General features: G+C 33.1%; 26 protein-coding genes. 13 read left to right on the top strand and 13 right to left on the bottom strand.

Annotated elements, in window-relative coordinates; genetic code table 11:
- The first annotated feature begins 33 nt into the window (after positions 1-33).
- The 4 genes from M9B42_04780 to M9B42_04765 are packed head-to-tail and all read left to right on the top strand — an operon-like array spanning position 34 to position 3,827.
- Positions 34-942: a branched-chain amino acid transaminase gene (locus M9B42_04780; GenBank protein URQ64085.1), complete on the top strand. Its 909-nt coding sequence runs from the start codon at positions 34-36 to the stop codon at positions 940-942.
- Positions 942-2,177 carry a glycosyltransferase family 4 protein gene (locus M9B42_04775; GenBank protein ID URQ64084.1) on the top strand — a complete coding sequence of 412 codons (1,236 nt, stop codon included), beginning with the start codon at positions 942-944 and terminating at the stop codon, positions 2,175-2,177. The genes M9B42_04780 and M9B42_04775 overlap by 1 nt, the downstream gene beginning before the upstream one ends.
- Positions 2,164-2,859, top strand: coding sequence for a methyltransferase domain-containing protein (locus M9B42_04770; GenBank protein ID URQ64083.1), 696 nt, complete (start codon positions 2,164-2,166; stop codon positions 2,857-2,859). The genes M9B42_04775 and M9B42_04770 overlap by 14 nt, the downstream gene beginning before the upstream one ends.
- Positions 2,860-2,873: 14 nt before the next feature.
- Positions 2,874-3,827 carry a hypothetical protein gene (locus M9B42_04765; GenBank protein URQ64082.1) on the top strand — a complete coding sequence of 318 codons (954 nt, stop codon included), beginning with the start codon at positions 2,874-2,876 and terminating at the stop codon, positions 3,825-3,827.
- Here M9B42_04765 and M9B42_04760 read toward each other — a convergent pair.
- Together M9B42_04760 and M9B42_04755 are read right to left on the bottom strand one after the other, a co-directional pair.
- Positions 3,819-4,424, bottom strand: a complete 606-nt coding sequence (locus M9B42_04760) for a class I SAM-dependent methyltransferase (protein ID URQ64081.1) — start codon at positions 4,422-4,424, stop codon at positions 3,819-3,821. The genes M9B42_04765 and M9B42_04760 overlap by 9 nt on opposite strands.
- Positions 4,417-5,277, bottom strand: coding sequence for a hypothetical protein (locus tag M9B42_04755; GenBank protein ID URQ64080.1), 861 nt, complete (start codon positions 5,275-5,277; stop codon positions 4,417-4,419). The genes M9B42_04760 and M9B42_04755 overlap by 8 nt, the downstream gene beginning before the upstream one ends.
- Positions 5,278-5,280: 3 nt before the next feature.
- Here M9B42_04755 and M9B42_04750 point away from each other — a divergent pair, with 3 nt between their 5' ends.
- From M9B42_04750 to M9B42_04730, 5 genes are read left to right on the top strand one after another with little or no spacing between them, the layout of a single operon-like run.
- Positions 5,281-6,459: a hypothetical protein gene (locus tag M9B42_04750; protein ID URQ64079.1), complete on the top strand. Its 1,179-nt coding sequence runs from the start codon at positions 5,281-5,283 to the stop codon at positions 6,457-6,459.
- A complete protein-coding gene (gene miaA, locus M9B42_04745) occupies positions 6,449-7,399 on the top strand; it encodes a tRNA (adenosine(37)-N6)-dimethylallyltransferase MiaA (protein URQ64078.1) in 951 nt (316 codons plus the stop codon). Before M9B42_04750 ends, miaA begins: the two co-directional genes overlap by 11 nt.
- A complete protein-coding gene (gene hflK / locus M9B42_04740; protein URQ64077.1) occupies positions 7,396-8,412 on the top strand; it encodes an FtsH protease activity modulator HflK in 1,017 nt (338 codons plus the stop codon). Before miaA ends, hflK begins: the two co-directional genes overlap by 4 nt.
- Positions 8,405-9,271, top strand: coding sequence for a protease modulator HflC (hflC, locus tag M9B42_04735; GenBank protein URQ64076.1), 867 nt, complete (start codon positions 8,405-8,407; stop codon positions 9,269-9,271). Before hflK ends, hflC begins: the two co-directional genes overlap by 8 nt.
- A gap of 3 nt (positions 9,272-9,274) precedes the next feature.
- Complete coding sequence (locus tag M9B42_04730) at positions 9,275-10,537, top strand: adenylosuccinate synthase (protein URQ64075.1); 1,263 nt, start codon at positions 9,275-9,277, stop codon at positions 10,535-10,537.
- Here the strand turns inward: M9B42_04730 and M9B42_04725 are convergent.
- The 8 genes from M9B42_04725 to nth form a co-directional block, all read right to left on the bottom strand.
- Positions 10,523-11,296 carry a pyrroline-5-carboxylate reductase gene (locus tag M9B42_04725; protein URQ64074.1) on the bottom strand — a complete coding sequence of 258 codons (774 nt, stop codon included), beginning with the start codon at positions 11,294-11,296 and terminating at the stop codon, positions 10,523-10,525. The genes M9B42_04730 and M9B42_04725 overlap by 15 nt on opposite strands.
- Before the next feature lie 4 nt (positions 11,297-11,300).
- Positions 11,301-11,717: a transcription antitermination protein NusB gene (locus tag M9B42_04720; GenBank protein ID URQ64073.1), complete on the bottom strand. Its 417-nt coding sequence runs from the start codon at positions 11,715-11,717 to the stop codon at positions 11,301-11,303.
- Complete coding sequence (locus M9B42_04715) at positions 11,695-12,141, bottom strand: 6,7-dimethyl-8-ribityllumazine synthase (GenBank protein ID URQ64072.1); 447 nt, start codon at positions 12,139-12,141, stop codon at positions 11,695-11,697. The genes M9B42_04720 and M9B42_04715 overlap by 23 nt, the downstream gene beginning before the upstream one ends.
- Positions 12,134-13,213 (bottom strand): 3,4-dihydroxy-2-butanone-4-phosphate synthase, encoded by a 1,080-nt coding sequence (gene ribB / locus M9B42_04710; GenBank protein URQ64071.1) that lies wholly within the window; start codon positions 13,211-13,213, stop codon positions 12,134-12,136. The genes M9B42_04715 and ribB overlap by 8 nt, the downstream gene beginning before the upstream one ends.
- Positions 13,206-14,201 carry a bifunctional diaminohydroxyphosphoribosylaminopyrimidine deaminase/5-amino-6-(5-phosphoribosylamino)uracil reductase RibD gene (gene ribD / locus M9B42_04705; protein URQ64070.1) on the bottom strand — a complete coding sequence of 332 codons (996 nt, stop codon included), beginning with the start codon at positions 14,199-14,201 and terminating at the stop codon, positions 13,206-13,208. The genes ribB and ribD overlap by 8 nt, the downstream gene beginning before the upstream one ends.
- Positions 14,201-14,653, bottom strand: coding sequence for a transcriptional regulator NrdR (gene nrdR / locus M9B42_04700; GenBank protein URQ64069.1), 453 nt, complete (start codon positions 14,651-14,653; stop codon positions 14,201-14,203). The genes ribD and nrdR overlap by 1 nt, the downstream gene beginning before the upstream one ends.
- Complete coding sequence (locus M9B42_04695) at positions 14,653-15,852, bottom strand: serine hydroxymethyltransferase (protein URQ64799.1); 1,200 nt, start codon at positions 15,850-15,852, stop codon at positions 14,653-14,655. Before M9B42_04695 ends, nrdR begins: the two co-directional genes overlap by 1 nt.
- Before the next feature lie 62 nt (positions 15,853-15,914).
- On the bottom strand, positions 15,915-16,568 hold the full coding sequence (gene nth, locus M9B42_04690) for an endonuclease III (protein URQ64068.1): 654 nt from the start codon (positions 16,566-16,568) through the stop codon (positions 15,915-15,917).
- A 77-nt stretch (positions 16,569-16,645) separates the two neighbouring features.
- Between nth and M9B42_04685 the strand changes: the two genes are divergently transcribed.
- The 4 genes from M9B42_04685 to thiL are packed head-to-tail and all read left to right on the top strand — an operon-like array spanning position 16,646 to position 22,137.
- Positions 16,646-19,687: a TonB-dependent receptor plug domain-containing protein gene (locus M9B42_04685; GenBank protein ID URQ64067.1), complete on the top strand. Its 3,042-nt coding sequence runs from the start codon at positions 16,646-16,648 to the stop codon at positions 19,685-19,687.
- A gap of 46 nt (positions 19,688-19,733) precedes the next feature.
- Complete coding sequence (locus M9B42_04680) at positions 19,734-20,045, top strand: hypothetical protein (GenBank protein ID URQ64066.1); 312 nt, start codon at positions 19,734-19,736, stop codon at positions 20,043-20,045.
- A gap of 21 nt (positions 20,046-20,066) precedes the next feature.
- Entirely contained in the window at positions 20,067-21,260 is a 1,194-nt protein-coding gene (locus M9B42_04675) for a thiolase family protein (GenBank protein URQ64065.1), read from the top strand.
- Positions 21,241-22,137, top strand: coding sequence for a thiamine-phosphate kinase (gene thiL, locus M9B42_04670; GenBank protein URQ64064.1), 897 nt, complete (start codon positions 21,241-21,243; stop codon positions 22,135-22,137). The genes M9B42_04675 and thiL overlap by 20 nt, the downstream gene beginning before the upstream one ends.
- Here thiL and dxs read toward each other — a convergent pair.
- Genes dxs through M9B42_04655 form a run of 3 tightly spaced genes read right to left on the bottom strand, consistent with a single transcriptional unit; the run spans position 22,134 to position 25,068 of the window.
- The gene (gene dxs / locus M9B42_04665; protein URQ64063.1) at positions 22,134-23,999 is read right to left on the bottom strand and encodes a 1-deoxy-D-xylulose-5-phosphate synthase; all 1,866 of its coding nucleotides are present in this window, start codon (positions 23,997-23,999) and stop codon (positions 22,134-22,136) included. The genes thiL and dxs overlap by 4 nt on opposite strands.
- Positions 24,000-24,893: a polyprenyl synthetase family protein gene (locus M9B42_04660; protein ID URQ64062.1), complete on the bottom strand. Its 894-nt coding sequence runs from the start codon at positions 24,891-24,893 to the stop codon at positions 24,000-24,002.
- A complete protein-coding gene (locus M9B42_04655) occupies positions 24,856-25,068 on the bottom strand; it encodes an exodeoxyribonuclease VII small subunit (GenBank protein ID URQ64061.1) in 213 nt (70 codons plus the stop codon). The genes M9B42_04660 and M9B42_04655 overlap by 38 nt, the downstream gene beginning before the upstream one ends.
- Between the last annotated feature and the right edge of the window lie 4 nt (positions 25,069-25,072).

The raw sequence follows: 25,072 nt of genomic DNA, 5'->3' as shown, positions 1-25,072 counted from the left end.
TAATTAAATTCTCAATTAATTATACTAACCCCTATGTCGAATACATATTGGCTTGATGGAGAGTATATCAAGAAAGAACAGTCAAATATAAGTGCTTTAACGCATACACTTCACTATGGTTTAGGTGCTTTTGAGGGAGTAAGGTGTTACTGCTCAGATGAAGGTGAGGTAAATATATTTAGACTGCAAGATCACACTAATAGGCTTCTTGAGTCAGTTAAAATTTTAGGTTTAGAGGTAAGTTATTCCTTTGATGAATTGGTTGAGGTTCAAAAACAAGTCATAAAAAAATCAAACTTGAAAAATGCATATCTTAGACCAATCGTTTTTCTTGGGAGTGATAGGCTTGGTCTAGACATAGTTGGGATGGATGTTCATGTAATGGTGGTATGTCAAGAATGGCCATCATATTTTGGAAAAGATGCAATTGAAAAAGGTATTGATGTAATGGTTTCATCATATACAAGAGCACACCCGAATAGTTTAATGACCAAATCTAAAATTTGTGGAGGTTATGTAAACGGAATATTAGCTCACGATCAAGCAAAGAAAAATGGTTATCAAGAAGCAATTCTTATGGATACTACTGGATTTGTTGCTGAGGGTAGTGGTCAAAATATATTCCTGGTCAAAGATGGTGTTTTACTTACCCCTGAATTGACTTGTTGTCTAAATGGGATAACTAGAAAGACTGTAATGCAAATTGCTAAAGATAATGATATTGAGATAAAAGAAAGATTAATTACAAGAGACGAACTTTATACTGCAGATGAGATATTTTTATGTGGGACTGCAGTTGAAATTGCTCCAGTTAAGTCAGTTGATAAAACTTCAATAGGTAAAGGAACTAGGGGAGAAGTTACTAACCTAATTCAATCTACGTACTTTGACTGTGTTAAAGGAAAAATAGAAAAATATAATAGCTGGCTCTCTAGAGTTTAATGCTAAAACTAAAAATAGCCTTACTTAGTTATAGAAGTGATCCTTTTTCTGGTGGGCAAGGCATATATCTAAAAAATTTATCCGATGCTCTAATTAGACGCGGTCATAAAATAACAATTTTTTCAGGCAATCCTTTACCTGACGTAAATAAGAATGTTGATTTAATTGAAATAAAGACACCTGGTTTTTTTGAAACTTTTGAATTTAAAAAAAGAATAGATCTTTTCAAAAAATATCCTGAAAAGAAAATATTTGATTACCAAGACTTTTTTGATTCAATCACTGGAGTTTTTTCAGAGCCAATTTATTTTGCGAAAAGACTGGAGAACAATAAAGAATTTATTAAAAGAGCAAATTCTTTTGACATTTTTCATGACAATCAATCTATAAGCAACTTTTCAAATCTAATTTCAAATCGGCTGATCACCACTGTTCACCATCCAGTACATATCGACCGAGATATCGACATTCAATTTGAAAGAAAATTTTTGAAAAAAATTTCAATAAAGAGATGGTATTCATTTTTAACAAACCAAAAAAATAGTCTTAAAAAATCAAAAATTTTAATTACACCAACCCAGTCTTCAAAAAATGATATCGCTAATTTATTTTCATTTGAAAAAAAGAGAATAGAAGTTATATGGAACGGAATTAATATAAAAAAAGTTGAACCTTTTAAACCCAAAAAATTTACCTCAAGACTTGTATCAATAATAAGCTCTGATGTGCCAATGAAAAATTTAGAGATAGTTCTTAAATCTTTAAAAGATCTTAGCGATCAGGGTATCAATATCAAATTAAAAATAATTGGAGATCTTCGAGAGAAAAATAATAATCTCATTAAACAGCTTGAAATAGCAGATAAAATTGAATTTCTTCCAAAGCTTTCAAAGGATCAATTAATTCAAAATTTAGATGATGCAGATATAGGTATATGCCCTTCAATATATGAGGGATTTGGATTTCCACTTGTAGAAATGATGTCAAGGGGTCTTCCTGTAATAGCTTCTAACAGAGGCTCATTGCCAGAACTATTATCTGATGCTGGTCTTACATTCAATCCTTTTGACAAGGATGAGTTAACAGTCAAGATTAAACAGATGTTAGAAAATACAAAACTTAGAGAAAAGTTTGCATTAAATAGTCTTAATAGAATGGATGATTTTTTTGATTGGGACGAGTATGCTATGAAACTTGAACCCTTATATCAAAAAATCTTAAGTGGACACTTTTAATTTCGAATCTTTAAATCTTAAAAAAGTAAAAAAAGCTATTGATATAGGTTGTGGTAATGGAAGACATTTAAAATCTCTTGGTTTTAGGTTAAAGAAAGCAGAGATATTTGGTGTTGATCAGCTTGAACATGAGATCCATAAACTAAATAATGAATTTGATAAACATGTTTGCAAAAATGGAAATAGTTATTCTTTTAGTGTGCAAGATATAAGAGCCATAAGTTTTGAGGACAATTCTTTTGATATGGTTATTTGTTCTGAAGTTCTAGAACATGTTCCAAATTTTGAAAAAGTAATTAAAGAGTGTTACAGAATTTTAAAACCTGGAGGAGTCTTACTCATAAGCGTGCCATCATTTATTCCTGAGATGCTTTGCTGGAAGTACTCAAAAAAATATAAACAAACACCTGGTGGCCATATAAGAATTTTCTCAAATAAACTTCTTATAGAAAATTTTGAAAAACTTAATCTAAAAATATTTAAAAAAAATAGAATGCATTCTTTTCATTCTTTATATTGGATTCTTCGAGCGAGAAATGACATGGAAGAGACACCATTTTTAAAAAAGTTTCACTCTTTGTTGGTGAAACAGATGTTTGGCCAAGCAAAAATTTCAGCATTTATTGAAAAATTGCTTGATCCTATCTTTGGAAAATCAAAATGTTTTTATCTCCGAAAATAAAAGAATTTCAACCAATGATTGATTGGATTGAGAGCAATCAATCTTCTGGTGGAATGATCTTCTGGGATGATAAGAAAAAATTTGATGCTTGGGATCATTTTGAGTGTTTAACTGCTTTAGCAATTCTGGGAAGAAAAAAAAGTTTTCTTAAGGGTTTAGATTGGTTTGTAGATAATTTATCAAAAGATAGCCAAATCTTCTCTTTGTATAAGGGTGAAAAGATAACTCAAAAATATTATGAAATTCATCATGCAATATATTTTTCAGTTCCTTTACTTCAAGGCTTTTATATTTTTGAAGAAATAGATCTCTTAAAGAAAAACTTTGAAACTCTCAAAAAAATTGTGGAAAAAACAATTAACTCTAGAGATGACTATGGTTTTTTTTACTGGGCGGAAAAAAATGGTGAGTTTCAAGATAATTCTCTAATCTCTGCAACCTCATCAATATATCTCTCACTAAAAGCTGCAATAGAAATCTATAAATTTCTTAATGAAGATACTAAAAACCTTGAAGTTATAACAAAAAGTATAGAGCAGCAGTTTATTGGTGACATGTCTAGATTTAATAGGGATGGGATAGAACGTTCTCGTTTCTCCATGGATGCTTATTATCCATATTTAGCTGGTATAAATTTAGATAGTTCAAAACTTCTCGATTTGCTATCAGATTTTTACGTTCCAGGAATGGGAATAAAATGTGTTAAAGAGGAGCCTTGGGTTACTTTCGCCGAGTCCTCGGAAGCAATAATTTCCTTAATTAGGGTCGGTGAAATTAAATTTGCAAGAAAAATAATGAGTGAAATAGAAAACTTCAAAAATGAAGACGGAATTTTCCCAACTGGTTACCAATACTCAGAAAAAATATTTTGGCCAGATGAAAGGTCAACTTGGACAAATGCAGCTTATATTATTGCTAAAGATTGTTTATATGATGTGACCAAAAAAAAGAAGGCCTTACTAGTTTGATTTCTGCAAAAGGACAAGACTTTTTACACGTTTCATAAAATTAAAACCTTCATTTAAAGATTGTTTAAAAATTTTATTAGGAGCTTGGCCGCCCTCATCCTCAGAATCATAAACATCATGAATAGCTAATGTGCCACCTTTTTTAATTTTATTTTTCCATAATTCATAATCTGATTCTGCAGATTCAAAAGTATGACTTCCGTCGATAAATATTAAATCCGCATTGTTTTCGACAATTTTTGAAGCAGAAATTGAATCCATTACAAGTGGCTTTACAACATCCTCTAAATCAAACTTAGCAAGATTCTTCTCTAACAACGGAAGAGTATTAACTCTTCCTAATTTTTCATCATAAACCTCAGCATCAAAATATAACTCACCTAATTGTTGTTCCTCAGAGCCTTTATGATGATCGATAGTTATTAATTTCGATTTATTCTCTTTACATGCTTGACCTATAAAGCAGGTAGATTTTCCACAATATGAACCTATTTCTACACAAAAGTTATTCTCAGATATTCTTTTTACCTCCTCGTAAAGTGCAATTCCTTCATTAAGGTCAAGAAACCCTTTTATTGAATCAAATTTTTTAATCATATATTTCTGGTTTCTGTGATTTAAATCTTCTGTGATGCCAAAGGTATTGTTGAGGTTTTTTCAGAATACTTTCTTCAATTTTTTCATTTAATTTCTTTGCAAAAAATTCTTTTGAATCAAGAGTAGATGAAATATCACTAATTATTAATTCATAGCAGCCTTCATTTCTAAAAAAATCAAAATAAAACAAATTACAATTAGTTATCTTTGTAATAGAGAAGGGGACAGTTGTGGTTAAGCACTTCTGACCAAAAAAAGTAGATACTATGGATCTTTTATTCCTGTAATCTTGGTCTGGTCCGTAAAGAATTATTTTTCCGTTTCTAAGGAGTTCTATTAAATTATTAATATCAGAATTTGGTATTAAATTCTCCACAGATTTTAATCGTCCCTTTTCTTGTACCTTTTGAATTATTTTTGAATTATTAGGTCTTTCCATTGCATGAAGTTCATGATGCAGGCTCAAGATTCTTGCTGATAGTTCGATATAAAGATTGTGTCTAAATAAAAGCAATACACCCATATTATTTTTTTTGGCTTCATCCAAGAGCTCAATTCCTCTGATTTTATAATCGAGAGATTTAATTTTCTTAGTTGTAGCATTCCATGCAAGATTATTATCAAAAATAGCACCAATAGACTCATCGCAAGTATCCTTTACTAATTTATCTCTCCATTTAGAGTCTTTATCGCTGAAACAGTGGTTAATATTTGCGGAAATAATTTTTCTTCTTTTTTTAAGACCTATTTCAAAAATTTTCTTAATAAAAAAATTATTAATAAAAAAATTTCTTGGAATTATACTGATAAGTCTTGTTAAAAAAATTATCAAATAAACAATGATATTATTCATGTAATGCTTATTGTATATAACTTCTTTTATATTTTATTACTGCCTGTTCTTATTCTTAGAGATTTAATCGTTATAAAAAAAAATAAATTAACAACTATTTCAAAAAAATTGGGATTTAACATATCAGGATCAAAGAGTCCTACCATTTGGTTACATGGAGTTAGTCTTGGGGAAATAAAAATACTGAGTCCTCTGGCCAAGAAGCTAATCAATCAAGGAGAGAGTGTTCTAATTAGCACAACTACAAACACAGGAAGGGAAGAAGTTAACAAAGTATTTAGAGGAAAAGAAGTTAGCATCTTAACCTTTCCGTATGATATAGGATTTATTTACAAAAAAATTATAAAGAAATTTAATGTTAAGAAGCTGGTTTTATTTGAAAGTGAATTCTGGCCAAACCTTCTCAACTCGTCACCAAAAAAACTGAAAATCATGTCATTAAATACTTCTATTTCTGATTCAACCTTCTCTAGGCTAAATCTTATAAAAGGACTTGCTAAAAAAATGATTAGAAGAGTCGACCTTTATCTAGCCCAATCACAGTTAACAGTAGATAGACTTAAGCTATTAGATGCAAAAAAAATAAAGTTGTTAGGCAATATCAAGATCAATCCAGAAAATTATGAAATTAATAAAAATTTAGATTTTAAATTTAATGAAATCTTTGATGATAAAAATTTATTTAAAGTTGTTTTAGGTAGCTCCCATGAGGGAGAGGAAGAATTTGTTTTTAATGCTTGGAAAAATCTAAAAAATTCAGCACTCATTTTAGCCCCAAGACATCCTGAACGGATTTCACTTGTAAAACAAGTGTTTAAAAATCAAAAAAATGTTTATATTTTTGAGAAGGTAGGAAGTCTATTTGATCTTTACTCTCAAGCTGATATTGCAATAGTCGGTGGAAGCATAATATTCAAAAAAGGACATAATTTTATGGAGCCTGTTTATGCAAATATCCCCTCGATAACAGGAGAAAATCTTGAAAATTACAAAGATTTGAAAGTGAAGCTTTGCGATACAGGAATTTTTGAAACCTTCAAAACAGAGAATGAGCTTTCAGTTTTACTAAAAAAATATACAAATTCAGAATTAAGACAAAAAAAATTAAATGAACAAAAGATTGCACTAGAAAAAATTTCTGGCTCTTATGAATCAGTTTTAGTGGCCTTAGATGAATTATAAATATAACTTTCCAGCGATCTTTCTTATTGGGCCTACCGCGAGCGGCAAAACAGCAACTTCCATTGCTTTAGCAGAAAATCTTCCAATTGAGATAGTCAGTGTTGATAGTGCAATGGTGTATAAGGGAATGGATATTGGAACATCTAAACCAACAAAGTTTGAGAGAAAAGGAATTCCACACCATTTAATCGATATTGTTTCACCTGATAGAAATTTCGACTTAGGATTATTTTTACAAGAAACCCATAGAGCTACAAAAGAAATTTTAAAAAATGAAAATATTCCTTTATTTGTTGGAGGATCCATGCTTTTTCAAAAGGTATTGCTTAATGGAATACACGACTTTCCTAGTGATGAAAATATTAGAAAACAAATTCAAAAAGATGTAAAAGAGAATGGAATCGATTTCCTTATTGATGAATTGAGACTCATAGATGAGGAAACCTTTAAATCTATAGATTTAAAAAATTTAAGAAGAGTAGAGAGAGCAGTTGAAATTATTAGAATAACTGGAACTAAATTATCTATATTAAAAAAACAAGAAATGAAAAAATTTTTTGACTACAACAAATGTCTGGTTTTAGGAATATTTAACAAAAAATCAACCTTGGAATCATTAGCTAAAAAAAGATTAGAAATTATGGTTAATCAGGGAATATTAAATGAACTTGAAAATCTGAAAAAGGAATATAAATTAAATGCTGGACATCAAAGTATGAATGCTATCAACTATAAGCAGTTCTTAGCTCATCTTGATGGTAAGGTTTCTTTAGAATCAGCTTTTGAACAAGCCTTTGATGCTACTAAAAACCTTATTAAAACTCAGCTTACTTGGATGAAAAAATTTAATTTCAATAATTCAATGAATGCAGAGTATGCCGATGATTCAGATACTTTTTCTGATACAATAAACACTTATTTAAGGAGCTTTAATAAATGAATTGGAATCCAAACGAAAATGATCCATGGGGTAAAAGAAACAATAACCCACCCGACCTCGATGAGGCTATAAATCAGTTTAGAAAAATGTTTTCTGGCGGCGGCGGAGGTAAAGGTGCGCCATTTAAATTTAATTTTAAATTCTTCTCCTATTTAATTCTTGGTTTATTAGCTTTGTATATATTTTTAGGTGTCAGAATAGTAAATGAGGCAAATCGAGAAGTAGTTTTTACACTCGGTAAATATAATAGAGTTTTAGGCCCAGGATTGCAGTTCCATTTTCCTTTCTTTGAAGAAGTTTTTGCTTCTGAAAATATTTCAAGAATAAGAACGTTTGTACTTCCAACAAATATGCTTACAAAAGATGAGAATATTGTAGACGTTGAGTTGAACGTCCAATATACAATAAGCGATCTCAAAAAGTATGCCTTAAACGTGGAGGATCCAGAGATAACAATAAGACAGGCAACAGAAAGTGCGCTACGTCATGTTGTTGGTGAAAACAATATGGACGACCTATTAACTTCAGGAGCAGCTGCCATTAGTTCAGGAATACAATTACGTCTGGATGAGTATTTACAAATTTATGATGCAGGAATTTCAGTACAACAAGTTAATATTGAACAAAGACAGCCACCAGCGGAGGTAATAGATTCCTTTAGAGATGTTGTTGCGGCAAGAGAAGACAAAGAGAGACTTAGAAACGAAGCACAGAAATATGCCCTTTCAATTGTTCCAGTTGCAAGAGGTGATGCACAGAGAGCTCTTCAAGATGCAGAGGCTTATAAACAGAAAGTAATAGCAATTGCAGAAGGTGAATCTGAAAGATTTCTTGCTCTCTTAGTAGAGTATCAAAAGGCACCAGAGGTAACTAGAGAAAGGTTATACATTGATGCACTTGAAGAGGTGCTCTCATCAAGTACTAAAGTCATGATAGATGTAGAGGGTGGTAATAATTTACTATACCTTCCATTAGATCAATTAATTAAAAAACAAGAGGATGAAGATGAATAAAGGTTCACTAGCACTATTATTAACATTAGTATTAATATTTCTCGCTTCGCAGACCATTGTGATAGTAAGAGATACAGAAAAAGCTATTTTACTTAAACTTGGAGCATTTGAGAGAACAATCGAGCCTGGCTTAAGTTTCAAAATTCCATTCATTGATGACGTCATGAAGTTTGAGGCAAGGTTAAGGACTTTAGATACTCAACCAGATAGAGTTCTCTCTGAAGAATCAAAGCCGCTTTTTGTTGATTCATTTGTGAAATATAAAATTGTTGACGCTGAAACATTCTATACATCTACTAATGGTGGTCAGGACAGAGTTGCTGAGGATACATTGCAAAGACGTGTAAGAGATAAATTAAGAAATGAATTTGGTAAAAGAACCCTTCAAGATGTTGTTTCTGGAGATAGGGACGGCTTAATGCTGGCACTCAGAAATTCATTAGGTGAAGATTCTGGAGAATTAGGGGTTGAAATAGTTGATTTCAGAGTGAAAAGGATAGACTTTGAGAGAGAAATTAGATCTTCAGTATTTGAAAGAATGAAAACTGAAAGAAACAGGATTGCAGAAGAATTAAGAGCTGAAGGTAGAGAGTTAGCTGAAGAGATAAGAGCTAACGCTGATAAAGAGCGTACCATTATTCTCGCTGAGGCTACTAGAGAAGCAGAAAAAATTAGAGGGCAGGGCGATGCAATTGCAGCAGGTACTTATGCTCAAGCATTCAATCAAGATCCTGAATTTTATGACTTTACCAGAAGCTTAAAAGCGTATAAAAGCACTTTTAATGATCAAGGCGATATTCTCTTGATAGATCCTGATAGCGATTACTTTAAATATTTGAATAAATCGGATCAACAATAGTTCATGAAAAATTCCTTAATCCTTGTTGGAACACAGTGGGGAGATGAGGGTAAAGGAAAAATTGTTGACTACTTTTCAGAAAAATTTTCCGCAGTCTGTAGATTCCAAGGCGGACATAATGCCGGGCACACCATCTACAATGACGAGAAAAAATTTGTATTACATTTAATTCCCTCTGGAATTTTCTATGATCACGTTTCCTGTTTTATTGGCCAAGGGGTAATTTTATCATTGGATTCATTGCTCGAAGAGATTGAGACAATCGAATCTAAAGGAATAAATCTTGATGGAAAACTACGCATAAGTCGTTACTGTAGCCTCTTGCTTCCCATCCATGCAAAGATTGATCAATTAAGAGAAGATAAAAAAAATAAAATTGGAACTACTAGAAGAGGTATTGGACCAGCATACGAGGATAAGACAGCTAGAAGGAGTATTAAAGCTTTTGATCTTGAAGATGATTCTCTTCTGGAAGACAAATTGAAAAACCTTTTGGATTACTATAATTTTCAAATAGAAAATATCCACAAAGCTGAAAAATTTCACCATCAAGAAGTATTTGATAATCTCAAAGAGACTTATAGCAAAACCTCAAAATTTTTTGGAGACGTCACAGATTCACTCGAAGAAATTTACGAAAAAGGAAACCATATTCTTTATGAGGGCGCACAAGGAACTTTACTTGATGTAGATTATGGTACTTATCCATATGTTACTTCATCCAATACACTTGCTACATCAGTGGGCGTGGGGTCTGGATTTCCTAAAAGCATCTATGCTGATGTATTAGGAGTTGTTAAAGCCTATACAACAAGAGTAGGCGAGGGTCCTTTTCCAACTGAGTTGCATGATGAGTATGGTGAGAAGATTGCAGAAATAGGAAATGAATTTGGTGCCACAACAGGCAGACCAAGGAGGTGTGGGTGGCTAGATCTTGTAGCTTTGAAATACTCAGCAAAACTGAACAATCTAACCAGTTTATGTGTCACAAAACTTGATGTCCTCGATTCATTTTCTGAAATAAAAGTATGTGATGAATATGAAATTGATAATGAAATTGTTCAATATAAATCAAGGCAATTGCATAAAGTCAAACCAAAATACAAGACATTTAAGGGCTGGGAACAATCTTTGAGTCAGTGCCAAAATTATTCAGAGCTACCTAAGGAGACAAGAGAGTTTCTTGAATTCATTGAGGATTATACTAAAGTGAAAATAAGTCTTATTTCAAATGGTCCTCAAAGAAATGATCTAATTCATAGATAATTCTTTTGCTCGTTTTATACCAGCATCAACTGCTTCCGAAAATATTTTTTTAAAACCTTTTTCATCAAGTTTTTGAAGAGCAGCCTCAGTAGTACCACCTTTTGAAGCTACACTCTCTACAAGTTGTTCAAGATTTTCTCCATTTTTAATGGCGTTAATAATACTTGATAAAAAAACAATCGAAACAAGCCTCTTAGACTCTTTATCATTCAATAATTCATCAAGTCTATTTTCAAATTCTTGCATTAGATCATAAAAAAAAGCTGGTCCACTTCCTATCAAAACAGTGTGAAGGTCAATCTGGTCTTCATTCTCAACTTCGTAAGACTCACCAATGAATTTAAATGTTTCAACCATCTCTTTATTATCATGATTAGAGTAGATAGCTGTTACTCCTAAATTATCCTTAGCACCTACATTTGGCATAGCTCGAAAAATTTTAGAGCTTGGTAGTAAATTTTCTAATTCACTGATTTTTACCCCTGCTGCAACACTAACAAAAGTTTTAGAACTTATATTAAATTCCATTATTTCATCACAAAGCGTTTTGAGATCTTGTGGTTTCACACACATAAAAATAATGTCACTTTTTGCAATGCATTCTTCAAGAGAACATGAGCTATGGTTGTTTTTCTCCAACCATTCTTTATTTTGTTCAAGTATGTCATACCCAAAAATTTTTATTTCTGTGTTTTTTTGGAAACCTTGAATTAGAGATTTAGCAATATGACCACAACCTAAAAAAGCAAAATTTAACATCGTGTCAGTTTAATATTTTTTCTAAAGTTGCGTTCACAAATTTATAAGAATTTTCTGTACCAAATTTCTTAGCCAATCTTACAGATTCATCGATTAATATGCTCTTGGGTGTAGATTCTGTCTCTTGTTCTGAAATAGCCAATACCATTAAGTTCTCTTCCATAAGGTCAATTTTTTTTATTCCAAATAAATCTAGTTCAGACTTTTCATTAATTATTAATTTAATTTTTTCGAAGTTTTTTGTTGCATGTGAGAAAACATTTTTAAAAAAAATATAGTCTACTTTTGTTTTAGTAAAATCTTTTAAGAAGGACTTTTCTATTTCAGAAGATTTATTATGTCCAAAAGAAAATTCGTACATCGCCTGAATTAACAGTTCTCTAGCATTAACCTTATCCTTATGTTTGGCTAGGTTTTTCATTGTAGAGATCTTTTAAAGTCATTCCTATAAGTGCAATTGAATTATTTACTGTATTCTTTTCAAGTCTTTCAATTAATTGTTCTTTATTCTCAACACAAATTACATTATTTACCATATATATATGTGGAAACTCTAAAGCTAAGTTTCCAATAGCCCTGAAAGTTTCTTGTGTCACTAAATCATAGTGAGAAGTCTCTCCACGAATCACAATTCCACAAAATATGATTCCACGAAGCAAAACTCCTTCACCTAAATTTTCTATATACCTTTTTGCTCCTGCTGCTAGCTCTAGAGATCCTGGTACGCTCAATAGCGAAGTATCTTCACCTAATTGTTTTTCTGCAATTTCTATCATCTTTGCAATGTCTTCTTTGTACCAAGAAGTATGAACAATTAGATGATATGGGACCCTACGTTTAATCATTTACAAATTCCTCAATCTCAATATTAAATCCTGAGAGTCCACTGTATCTTGTTGTTGTTCCTAAGACTTTAATTTTATTTAATCCTAAGGATCTAAGAATTTGTGATCCAACTCCAATTACTCTTCTATTTCTTTTTGGTTCTACAACTTCATCTTTTAGTAGAGGCAACCAATATGATTTAGCATCTCTATGATTTATTAAAACAAATACTCCACAGTCTTCTTTAGATAGTCTCTCTAAAGATTTTCTTATGGACCATTTTTTCCCAATTTCATTAATTCCTAATGTATCTTGTAAAACACTTTGTGTTTGGACTCTCACAAGAGGAAGTTCTGCCTTGTCTAATTGTCCTTTACTCAAAGAAAAATGATATTCATCAAAAATAACATCTCTCCAAACCTTGAGGTCAAACAAACCAAACTCAGTTTCAACTTCTTTCTCTGTAATCATTTCAACTGTTGACTCTTTACTTAATCTAAAATCAATTAAATCTGCTATTGTCCCAACTTTTAAGTTAAATTCTTTCCCGAACTTTATTAGATCATCTCTTCTAGCCATGGTCCCATCATCATTCATAATCTCACATATAACACCTGAACCATTCAGGCCTGCAAGGCTTGCCAGATCGCAAGCTGCTTCTGTATGTCCAGCTCTTGCTAATACTCCCCCTTTCATTGCTTGAAGTGGAAAAACATGACCAGGTTGGACAATATCATTCTTTGATGAATTTTCCTTTACAGCCGTAAGGATTGTATGTGCCCGATCTTTTGCAGAAATCCCAGTTGTAATTCCCTCTTTAGCTTCAATTGAAACAGTGAAAGCTGTTTTGTTTGTCGTCATATTATTTTGTGTCATTGGTCTTAAATCTAAATCTTTACATTTATCCTCATTAAGAGCTAAACAAATTAAGCCTCTTCCATGTTTAGCCATAAAGTTAATAATTTCTGGTGTTACATGCTCAGCAGCACAAATAAGATCTCCTTCATTTTCTCGATCTTCATCATCCAGAATAATTACCATTTGACCATTTTTAAGATCATCTATAATTTCTTGTGTTGTATTTTTAATCATTAATAAAAACTCGTTTAATATCTCGGTCAATTGTATAGGAAGATGTAAGATTAAAACCATTTTTCTCAATAATATTTAAAACTGCTGACCAGCTGATACCTTCATTACCAAGAGGTTCTGGTGACTGATAAGAAATTAAACGATCACATAAACCATCTTTTAAAAACGACTCAACTAATTTTGGTCCAGCTTCAACTAATATCGAGTTAAAATTTTGTTCGCAAATAATTTGCACAACCTTTTTCAGGTCAACATCATCAATAATTTGAAAATGATCATCTTTAAAAAAATTGAGTTTGAAATCAGCCTTTGCTTCTGAACTTAAAAGAATTCTTTTAGGCTGATTTGCAACAAAGTCTACCCGAGCATTCATTGTTGGGTTGTCGTTTCTAAGCGTATTTCCGCCGGTTAGTATCACATCATGCAAAGCTCTAATATTTTGCACGTCATGATTTGATTTTTCTGATGTAATTTTGATTGGCTTACCATTATTATCTGCAGCGTAGTTATCGATCGTTTGAGCAATTTTTATGGTTACAAAAGGCCTTTTGTTCTCATGTTTAAAAAAATAAAACTCGTTTGAAGACTTAATTTCTTCTTCTAAAACACCTACCGTTACATCTATACCTGCTTCTTTCAGCTTCTTTATTCCTTGACCGGAAACTATAGGATTAGGATCAACTACTCCAATAACAATTTTTTTAATTCCTGAGCTAATAATCTTTTCTGTACATGGAGGTGTTTTACCAGTGTGGTTACAAGGTTCCAAAGTACAGAAAAGAGTTAGGTCCTCCTTTTGAATTTCTGCATCAACTCTGTCTATACAATTTACCTCTGCATGGGGACCTCCAAAATACTCATGCGCTCCTGTTGACACAATTTTTCCGTTTGCGTAGAGCAGAGCTCCAACGACTGGATTGGGTTTTGTTGTATGTTTGTGTTTAACAGAAAGCTTTACAGCCTCTGCCATTAATTTTTTTACATCCATTATTTTTTTGAAAGTTCTGAAACTTCGTCAACAAAGTCTTCAATGTCTTGAAAATTTTGGTACACAGATGCATACCTCACATAAGCAACTTGATCTAAATCCTTTAGATGATTCATCACATGCTTCCCAATTGATTGTGATGGAATTTCACGCTCACCAACTTTTCTTATAGCATCTTTGATGAATTGTATGGATAATTCAATTTTATCAGACTCAACTGGCCTTTTTTCAAGTGCTTTATGAAACCCTGCTCTTAATTTTTCCTCATCAAAAGGCTCCCTCCTGCCATTAGACTTAATGATTCTTGGCATAACTAAGTCAGCTTCTTCATAAGTTGAAAACCTTTCTCCACATTTTGTGCATTCTCTTCTTCTCTTAATTTGCGAACCCTCTGATACAAGTCTTGAGTCAATAACTTTTGTTTCTTTATTTGTACAAAAAGGGCAAATCATTATTTATAGACTGGAAATTTTGAACAGAGATCTGCGGCTTTCATTTTCACTTTTTGAAGGATTTCTGGTTTGTCTTTATTTTCTATAGCTTCTCCAATTAGTTTAACAATTTCTGAGCATTCCTTTTCTTTAAAGCCTCTTGTAGTCACTGCTGCTGTGCCAATTCTTACACCAGAAGTTACAAAAGGTGATTCAGGATCATTGGGAATGGAATTTTTATTCAAAGTAATATTTACTTTCCCTAATAATTCCTCGGCATCTTTCCCTGTAATGTTCTTATTTCTTAGATCTAGTAGAAGGAGATGATTGTCAGTTTGAGGTTGCACGGTTTCGAACCCTAATTTTTGAAAATCTTCACACATTGATTTCGCATTCTTTATTATCTGCTTTTGATAATTTACAAAATCATCCGTCATGGCCTCTTTAAAACACACAGCTTTTGCGGCAATAACATGCATGAGCGGACCTCCTTGAGAGCCTGGAAAAACACCAAAGTTAATTTTTTTCTGAAATTCTTCGTCTTCGTTAGAGAGAATTATCCCTGATCTAGGACCTCTTAAGGATTTATGTGTTGTGCTAGTTACTACATGCGCATATTCAACAGGATTTGGGTAAACACCACCAGCTACCAGTCCTGAAACATGTGCCATATCAACTAAAAGAAAAGAATTATTTCTATCAGCAATTTCCCTAAAACGCTTCCAGTCAACTATACCCATATAAGCTGAAAAACCAGCAATTATTAGTTTTGGTTTGTGTTCATCAGCAAGTTTCTCAACTTCTTCATAATCAATTGTTCCAGTATCTTTTTTTAAACCATACTGTATCGCATTGAAATTTCTTCCAGAAAAATTTACCTTTGCACCATGAGTTAAGTGGCCTCCTTGATCGAGAGCCATACCTAAAATAGTATCGCCAGGCTCTAATAATGCTAGAAAAACTGCAGCATTAGCTGAAGCTCCAGAGTGGGGTTGTACATTAGCAAATTTTGCACCAAATAATTTTTTTGCTCTTTCAATAGCAATACTTTCTACACCATCTACATGCTCACATCCACCGTAGTATCGCTTATTTGGATAACCCTCAGCATATTTATTTGTAAGCACACTGCCTTGTGCTTCCAACACTCTCTTAGATGCATAGTTCTCTGAGGCAATTAACTCAATGTGCTCTTCTTGCCGAGACAACTCAAGTCCCATAAAGTTTGCCAAATCAGGATCGTACTCTTCTATATTTTGATTTTGTGTTAATTTAAATTCGTTCATGGTTTTTTATGTTTAAACTTTGATTTTCTCTTTGGATAGCAAGTTTTGCATATCTCACATTCTAGACCATAACAACCCCTAGCAGGACAATATGCTCTAGCGTACATAATAATTTGTATATGAAGTTTATTCCATTCCTCAATAGGAAAAATATTCTTTAGGTCATTTTCTGTTGTTTTAACATTTTTTCCACTACTTAAACCCCACCTTTGTGCACATCTATGAATGTGTGTATCAACAGGGAAAGCTGGAATATTAAATGCTTGAGAAACAACTACAGAGGCAGTTTTATGTCCAACTCCAGGTAATTTTTCTAAAGCTGATATGTCATCTGGAACTTTCCCGTCAAAATTTTTAACTAAAATTGAAGATAATTGTTTTATGGCTTTAGATTTTTGGGGGCCAAGACCACATGGTTTAATGATTTTATAAATTTGATTTTGAGTTAATTTACTCATTTTTAAAGGGTTTTTTGCAACTTTAAAAAGTTTAGGGGTAATTTTATTTACTCTCTCATCAGTGCATTGAGCAGAAAGTAATACTGCAATTAATAATGTGTAAGGATCGGAGTGATCAAGTGGGACTGGCGGAGTCGAAAAAACTCTGTCTAGTATCTTCGAAATATTCCTTGCTCGTTCGCTTTTTTTCAATGTATCAAAAGTTTGCTAACTAATATATTTGGTATATTATATGCAATTATATATTGTCTTAAATTATGGGGAGAGACATGAAAAAGATCTTTTTATTATTACTTGTGCTTGTCACAAGCTCGTTCGTGTTTTCTCAAGAAGCTGAAGAAGGCTTTGATGAGGATTCAATTGAAAATGTTGTTACGACTGCTCTTTTAAAAGAAGAGACAGTACAGGATGCATCAGTTGCTGTTACAGTTTTAACTGGTGATGATATTGATGAAAGAGGTATAAGAGACCTCGAAGATGCTCAATTCCAAGCACCAGGGCTATACTTTACTCAAGGTGTCTTTACAGGAGCAGCAGTATCTATTAGAGGTGTGCCAAATATAGGTGGCGCAGGAGCATCTTTCTCAGGAAATGTTTCCTACAGAATGGATGGTTCTAATGTAACCGCAGCTTGGTTTGCTGACGGAGAGATGTTTGATGTCCAAGCTCTCGAAGTACTTCGTGGACCTCAAGGAACACTATTTGGTGGTAGTAACCCTGCAGGTTCAATTATTATTTCATCTGCAACTCCTACCTCAGCAAAACATAACTATTTTGATTTTGAAATGGGTGACCATGAGCTTGCAAAGTTCACTCTAGGTCACACTGTTCGTTTTTCTGATAAAGCTGCAACAAGATTTGCAATAAGAAAAACTAACAGAGATGGTTTTGTAATGAACTTACAAACCGGAGAAAAAATTGATGATAAAGACTATTTAGGAGCCAGAATGGTTACTGAGTATGACTTTGACAACGGCGCAACTTTAAGGTTTACAGCTTTCCATCAATCTAGAGATGATAAGAGTGGAAGGTTAATGAAAACTGCGTGTGATGGTATAGTTATTTTTGGTTGCCAGCATACATTAACTGGTGGTTTTCCAGATCCAGGAGGAATGGTTAATACAACTACTTCATATTTCACAAGCATTGATTTATTAACAGGTATATACCCAGGAAATGGATTAATTTCTGATCCATTAATTAATGTTTTCGAAAACTCAGTTGTACCAGTTGATGCTTATAAAGTTAGTCACCCTTTAACACCCCATAAAGAAATCGACTCTAACTTATTCAGCATTAATCTAGAGCAAAACATGCTTGGACATGATTTTGTATTGAACTATGCATATTATGAACATGAATATGATTCCTATGGACTTTTAAATGAAGCTCAAATGGACAGACCATACCATATGGGAGCAGTTATAAATGCTGATCTTTATCAAGGTAAATATGGCGGTCAATATACAAGAGATATGGTTGTTGACAGATCATATTCTGATAATAAAAACCAAGAACTGGAATTAAGAATGCTATCCGATAGTGATGGTCCACTTAATTATGTTGCTGGTCTTTATTCAAGAGTTTATAAAACAACAACTATTTATGAACTTGAAAGTCCAGGTTTAGAATACTTTGGCAATGCTGGAGCTGGGCCTGTTGGTCAAATGTTCCCTGCCTTAGCAAATAAAGGTGGACTTACATTCTGGGCTGCATTCACAGGAGTTTATAATGCAAATATTTATTCAAATCTGCAAACAGCAGCAACAAATTTTGTTTTATCTGATCCTGCATCACTTGCAGCAATAGCAGCAGCAGTACCAGGATTAGTGGCATCTGGTTTAACCTTAGCTCAAGCTCAGGCAGCAGCAACAGGTCAACTAGTTTTAGCTAACTTTAGCAATCCTGCTTTAAGAGGAGCAGCTGTACAAGGTACTATGGCTCAAGCAGCTGGCACAGTGCAGTTTTTAGAAGCTTCAGGTCTTGCAACATTCAAACCTGCTTTCAGTGAATGGCAAAATAAATTTGCTAGTGATCAAGAAGCAAAGAATGTTGAAGAAGCTATTTTTGCGGAAATGGATTATGACCTTTCAGATAAATGGCAAGTTAGACTTGGTGTTAGATGGATGGACACAAGAAAAGATAGCTTAGCAAGAAGTGGTGTTTTAGATATTAACCAATTCCAAAGCGTTCATTATGTAACAGAAGCTGAGGCTAATGCATCTTTACCTCAAAACAGAGCTAACTTTGAAACAGTAACCGGTAGGGTAATATTTGATTACCAAATCGATGAAGATACTTTACTTTACTTTGGATTCAACAGAGGTACAAAACCTGGTGGTTATGAGCCTGCGGTTGATACACAAAGTGCTGTTCAAAGAGATGATATTTTAGTTGATGCAGAAGAGCATGACATTTTTGAAATTGGTACTAAAGGAAGCTATTTTGGCGGTGCATTGATATTAAATTTAAATGCTTATCAAAATACTATTAATGGCAACCAATTGCAGAGACTTGCTGGACTTGCTACAACTACATATAACGGTGACACAGAAAACACTGGTTTTGAAGTTGAGGCTTTTGCTTTCTTAAGTGAAAACACTAGACTTGATGCAAGTATTTCTGGTAATGACCACGTTTATACAAATGCAGAAGGTGTAAACCCAAGAAACCCATTTGGAGCAACACAACTACTTCCGCTTGGAGCTGATGGAACATTAATTCAAAGTTTCAATAATGCAGCTTTTGCAGCAGCGGGTATCCCTGGTGTAGGTCAAAACTACCTTAACTTAAATCATGCAGCCCTTGCACAAGCTTTTGGTAATAATGCTGGTGCAATATATGCAATTACTACTTACGGTATGACAGACGTTGGACCGGTATTTTCACAGTTCGGATCATACTGTAATACAGTGTTTGCACTGACATGTCCAAACGCAGGTATCAACCAAGACTTAAGTGGTAATAAGGTTCAATATGTACCAGAGCTAGCGTATAAGTTTGGTCTTGAACAAGACATAATGAATAATGCAGCAGGTACAATGACCTTAAGATTTGAGCATATGTTTGTAGGTGAAAGATTTGTAACAGAATTTAATGAGATGGAGTTACCTTCTTATCAATTCTCAAACCTTTCATTAAGGTATGTCCACTCTTCAGATAGATTTGGATTTAACCTAAAAGTTTACAACTTGCTTGATGAAGATCTTATTATCGGAGGAAACGTAAGTTCACAGCTTAATGGTGGGGTGATAAATTATTATCAGCTTAGACCTACAGCAACTAACTTACAGTTCTTCGTAAGATACTAGTAGAAAGATTTGCTAAAATTAAAGCCTCCTTCGGGAGGCTTTTTTTATGTTATTTGATATTAAGAAAAATCTTGAAAAGATAGCGCTTTCACTTTCAAATGAAACGAAGGCAAACGAAAATATGCTTCACGCATATTTTGATTATTTAGAAACAGGTAATGAGGATGCGCTCGATTCAGCTAATACACAATTTAGAGAAAATTTAAAAAGTGCTGGCCTTGGTATTTTATTAATTATTCCTTTTTCACCTGTCACAATACCATTCTTCATTCGTTTAGCAAAAAAACACCAAGTAGATATTATTCCTAATTGGTATAAAAAGCTTGATTTAAATAATGATGAAAACAAGTTAGAATAAATTTTTCCGGAGAATTTAAAAATGAAAAATGTTGTAATTGTAGATAGCGTAAGAACAGGTCTCAGTAAATCCTTTAGAGGTACTTTTAATATGACTAGAGGTGACGATATGGTTGCTCACTGTATTAATGCCCTACTGGATAGAAATAAAAATTTAGACCCAAATAGTGTTGAAGATATTATTATGGGTTGTGGTAATCCAGAGGGTCCTACGGGCCACAATATAGGGAGAAATGCAGTTGTTTTGTCAAATCTTCCAATTTCAACAAGTGGAACTACTGTAAATAGGTACTGTTCTTCAGGTCTTCAAACTATTTCTATGGCAGCAGGACAAATAATGGCTGGCGGCTATGATGTCATTATGGCAGGTGGTGTTGAGCAAATAACCCAAACACAACCTGTAATAAACATGAATGGCTTTGTTAATGAAAAAATAAATGAAAATGAACCGGGTATATATTTTCCTATGGGTCAAACTGCTGAAGTTGTTGCGAAAAGATACAAAGTTTCTCGTGAATCACAAGATGAGTATTCTTTGCAAAGCCAACTAAGATGTGCTGAGGCACAGGAGGCGGGCAGGTATGATGACGAGATAATTCCTATGAAAACTCAAATGCTTCTGACAAACAAGGAGACAGGTGAGCAGAAAGTTGTAGATGCAGAATGTGTGAAAGATGAATGCAACAGACCTGAAACCACAATTGAGGGACTATCTGGTTTGAAACCAGTCTTTGATCCTGAAAATGGAAGTGTAACAGCAGGGAACTCCTCTCAGTTATCAGACGGAGCTTCTGTTACATTGGTAATGTCTGAAGAAAAAGCGTTAGATTTAGGCTTGAAACCAAAAGCATATTTTAGAGGATTCACTACAGTTGGTTGTGGTCCAGACGAAATGGGCATTGGTCCTGTTTTTGCTATTCCAAAATTGTTAGAGAAATATAAATTATCTATAGAAGATATAGACCTATGGGAATTAAACGAAGCTTTTGCAGTTCAGGTAGTATATTGCAGAGATGAGCTAGGCATTTCAATGGATAAGTTAAATCTTGATGGTGGTTCAATTGCGATTGGTCATCCTTATGGCATGACAGGTTCAAGGCTTGCAGGACATATGATTAGAGAGTTAAATAACAGAGATGCACAGTATGGAGTGGTGACAATGTGCGTCGGTGGTGGAATGGGAGCAGCAGGCCTTCTTGAAAGATACCCATCATAAAAAAAATGAAGAATATTTCATTGAGAAATATTTAAAACCTCTTTCAAAAAAAAATGAATCATTCCCCATTCCTAATGGGGACGACTCTTCTCTGATTAATTTTAATTCTCTGATAAGTGTTGATTCATTCGTAGAAGGACAGCATTTTCCTAAAGATTTAGATCCTTTTTTCATTGGTTACAGATCTATAGCTGTTGCTGCTAGTGATATTTTAGCTATGGGAGCAAAACCTGAGGGATGTCTTTTGTCTATAACAATTAATAGGCCCTCTGATGAATGGTTTGCAGAATTCTCAAATGGTATAAATGAATTTTTAGAACAGCATAAAATGTCATTACTTGGAGGTGATATTACAAAAGGAAATTTAAATATTGGAGTCACAGTAGTAGGAAAAACAAATAATAAAATTCTTAAAAGAGATGGCGCAAAAGTAAATGAGAATATTTTTATTTCAGGATCATTAGGAAGAGGTTATCTTGGACGATTAGAATATAGAGAACTTGACACAAAATTAAATCATTTTTTAATGCCAAAAATTCCTATACATGACATTGATAAAATTAGAGAAGTTGCAAGTTCTTGTATTGACGTATCAGATGGCTTTCTCATAGATTTAAAACGTATATTAATTTCATCGAAAGTTGGTGCAGATATCTTTTTAAATGAAGATTTTTGCACAAATGGTAAAGAAGACTTAATTTGTGGGGATGATTATGTTTTGTGTTTTACATCAAATTTAGATGAAAAAGACTTAACAAAAATGCTACCAGATGCTCACTATGTAGGTAAGATTACAAAAGAACAAAAACTTGATGTGTTTGATCAAAAAAAGAATAGATTAAATTTCAATAAATTAGGTTGGGATTCATTTATTTAATTTCTTAAGAAATTATCGATTGTTTTCTGAATGCTCTCTTCATCCAATCCATTTTGTCTAAGAATTTCATTTCTACTTCCATGAGCTGGAAACTCATCTTTTAATCCAATTGATAGTAAATTTCCTTTAAATTTTTGTTTGTGTAATTTCTCACCAATAGCGCTACCACATCCGCCAAGTAGGGTATTGTCTTCTAAGGTAATAATTGTCTCATGTTGCATAGCGTGTTCTAATGCATCTTGATCAATCGGTTTAATAAATCGCATATCATATAAGGTGTAATCCTTTTTCTCAGCAATTTGATCTATTTGATCCATCAAAACCCCAAAATTTAAAATACAAACAGACTGACCATCTTTTATTTTTTTAGCTTTACCAATTTCAAAACCTTCGACTTCATTAGGTATTGGCTGAACACCAATTCCAGATCCTCTTGGATATCTTATTGCAGCAGGTCCTTTATGTTCGTAACAAATATTCAAAAGATGCCAAAGCTCATGTTCATTAGATGGGCAAGAAATCACAATATTTGGAATGCATCTCATAAAACTAATATCAAAACTTCCTGTATGTGTAGGACCATCTTCTCCAACAATGCCAGCCCTATCTATTGCAAAAGTAACATCGATATTTTCTAAACATACATCATGTATGAATTGGTCATATCCTCTTTGTAAGAATGTTGAGTATATTGCCACAACTGGTTTTAAGCCTTCTAAAGATAATCCAGCAGCAAAAGTTACAGAATGTTGCTCTGCAATTGCAACGTCATAAAATCTTTCAGGATATTCTTTTTCAAAGTTCACCATTCCAGAACCCTCTTTCATTGCAGGTGTGATACCCACAAGCGATTTATCAGTTTCTGCCTTATCACATAACCAATCACCAAAAATGTCTTGGAATTTTGGTTTTGAGCTGTTTTTCTCGGGTTCAATCTTTGAAATCGCATGAAATTTGATTCTTTCTTCTTCAGCAGGTATAAATCCAGCACCTTTTTTTGTGATTATATGAAGTAAATATGGAGAGTCTTTCTCCATCATTCTTTTAATTGTTTTTTGAAGCAATTCAATGTCATGACCATCAATTGGACCAATATAATTAATTCCAATATCCTCAAAAAGATTTCCTGGCATTATTGCCGACTTAATTCCATCCTTTAAATTTCTCGAAATATGCAGAGCATAAGGAAGTTTGCTCAATACACTTTTACCACTAGATTTAAGTTTTTTATATGATTTTGATGCCCAAATTTTGGCAAGATAATCTGATAGTCCACCCTTATTTTTAGAAATTGACATATCGTTATCGTTTAGAATAATTTTTAGATTATTATCAAGATGACCAGCATGCATCATTGCCTCAAAAGCAATACCTGCTGTCATTGCACCATCACCAATAACAGCAAAAACATTTTTTTTATTATCTTTACTTAAGTTAGCTTCATTCATTCCAAGTGCTGCACTTATTGAAGTACTAGAGTGCCCAACGCTCATTGCGTCATAAGCTGATTCAGTTATAGATGGAAAGGCAGCAATACCATTAAGTTTCCTCATCAGGTGCATCTTGTCCTTACGGCCAGTCAAAATTTTATGAGGATATGCTTGGTGTCCTGTATCCCAGACAATCTTGTCATCAGGCAGATTAAGGATACTGTGAAGAGCAATAGTCAATTCAATCGCGCCCAATCCTGCTCCAAAATGTCCTCCAGACTGACTGACTGAATACAACAAAAATTCTCTTAATTCATCAGCAAGAATATTGAGTTGTTGCAGATTTAACTTTTTTAAGTCCTTTGGAGAATTTATTTCTTTTAAAAATTCAGAAACAGGTTCCTTTAAAGGAAATTTATCAAACTTTTTCATTTAAAATTTTCTTGAAAACAAACTATCAATAAAAGCTGATAGAGGATGGTTATTTAAACAAAGTTTTTCACATATTTCCATTGTACTATCTTTGAATTTATCTACTTCAATCATTGTTTTGTCGATTCCAAAACATATTGGAATAGTTTTTTTATTATTCTTAAGATCTTTTTTTGCTGTTTTACCAATTTTTTCTGTAGTCTCTGATAAATCAAGCATATCATCAATTAATTGAAAGCTTATTCCAATATTTTTAGCTAATTGGTACCAATCTTTAGTTAAGTCTCCTTTTAAATAAAATGGGGATAAAATCGAAAATTCTATTAATAATCCAGTTTTTAATCTATTCATTTCCATGATTTCATCAAAACTTGGATTTTTCTTTTCATATTCAATATCTAAATTTTGTCCTAGAACCATTCCTTCAGGACCTATCCTTTTTGCTAAGTCACTAAGTAGATCGTGTTTTTCAGAAATATTTAAATTTATATCATCTAGAATTAAATTAAAGGCTAATGTCTGTAGCGCATCACCTGCAAGAACAGCAGTTGATTCATTAAACTTTTTATGAAGGGTAGGTTTTCCTCTTCTTAAATCATCATCATCCATGCAGGGCAGGTCATCATGGACTAAAGAATAAGTATGTATTAATTCGATTGCACCAGCAATGCTTTCTAGGCGTGATGTTTCTATTCCCAAAAAGTTCCCTACTAGAAAGACTAGAGTAGGTCGAATTCTTTTGCCTTGGTTAGATAAGGCGTAACTAATGGATTTGTCTATAATGGTTTGATTGTTTGTTAACCTTTGAAATATTGAATTTAGTTTTTCATCAACAACTGATTCAAAGTTACCAAGATCAAGAGCTGTTTTCGTCGAAGATTTTTGTATCGCCATTTTCAGTAAGCTCTTTAATTTTATTTTCAGCTGTCTCAAGTTCCTTTTGACACACTTTTATTAAGGCTACACCTTTCTCAAATTTCTTTAATGAATCCTCTAAGCTAGGATCATCATCTTCAAGTGTTTTAACAATTTTTTCTAGTTCTTTAATTGATTCTTCAAACTTTGCCATAAAA

It is taken from the genome of SAR86 cluster bacterium (assembly GCA_023703535.1).
In the GTDB taxonomy this organism is placed as follows: Bacteria; Pseudomonadota; Gammaproteobacteria; order Magnimaribacterales; family TMED112; genus TMED112.
The sequence above is the reverse complement of the archived record's forward strand: the minus strand, read 5'-3'. Positions and strand labels throughout refer to the sequence as shown.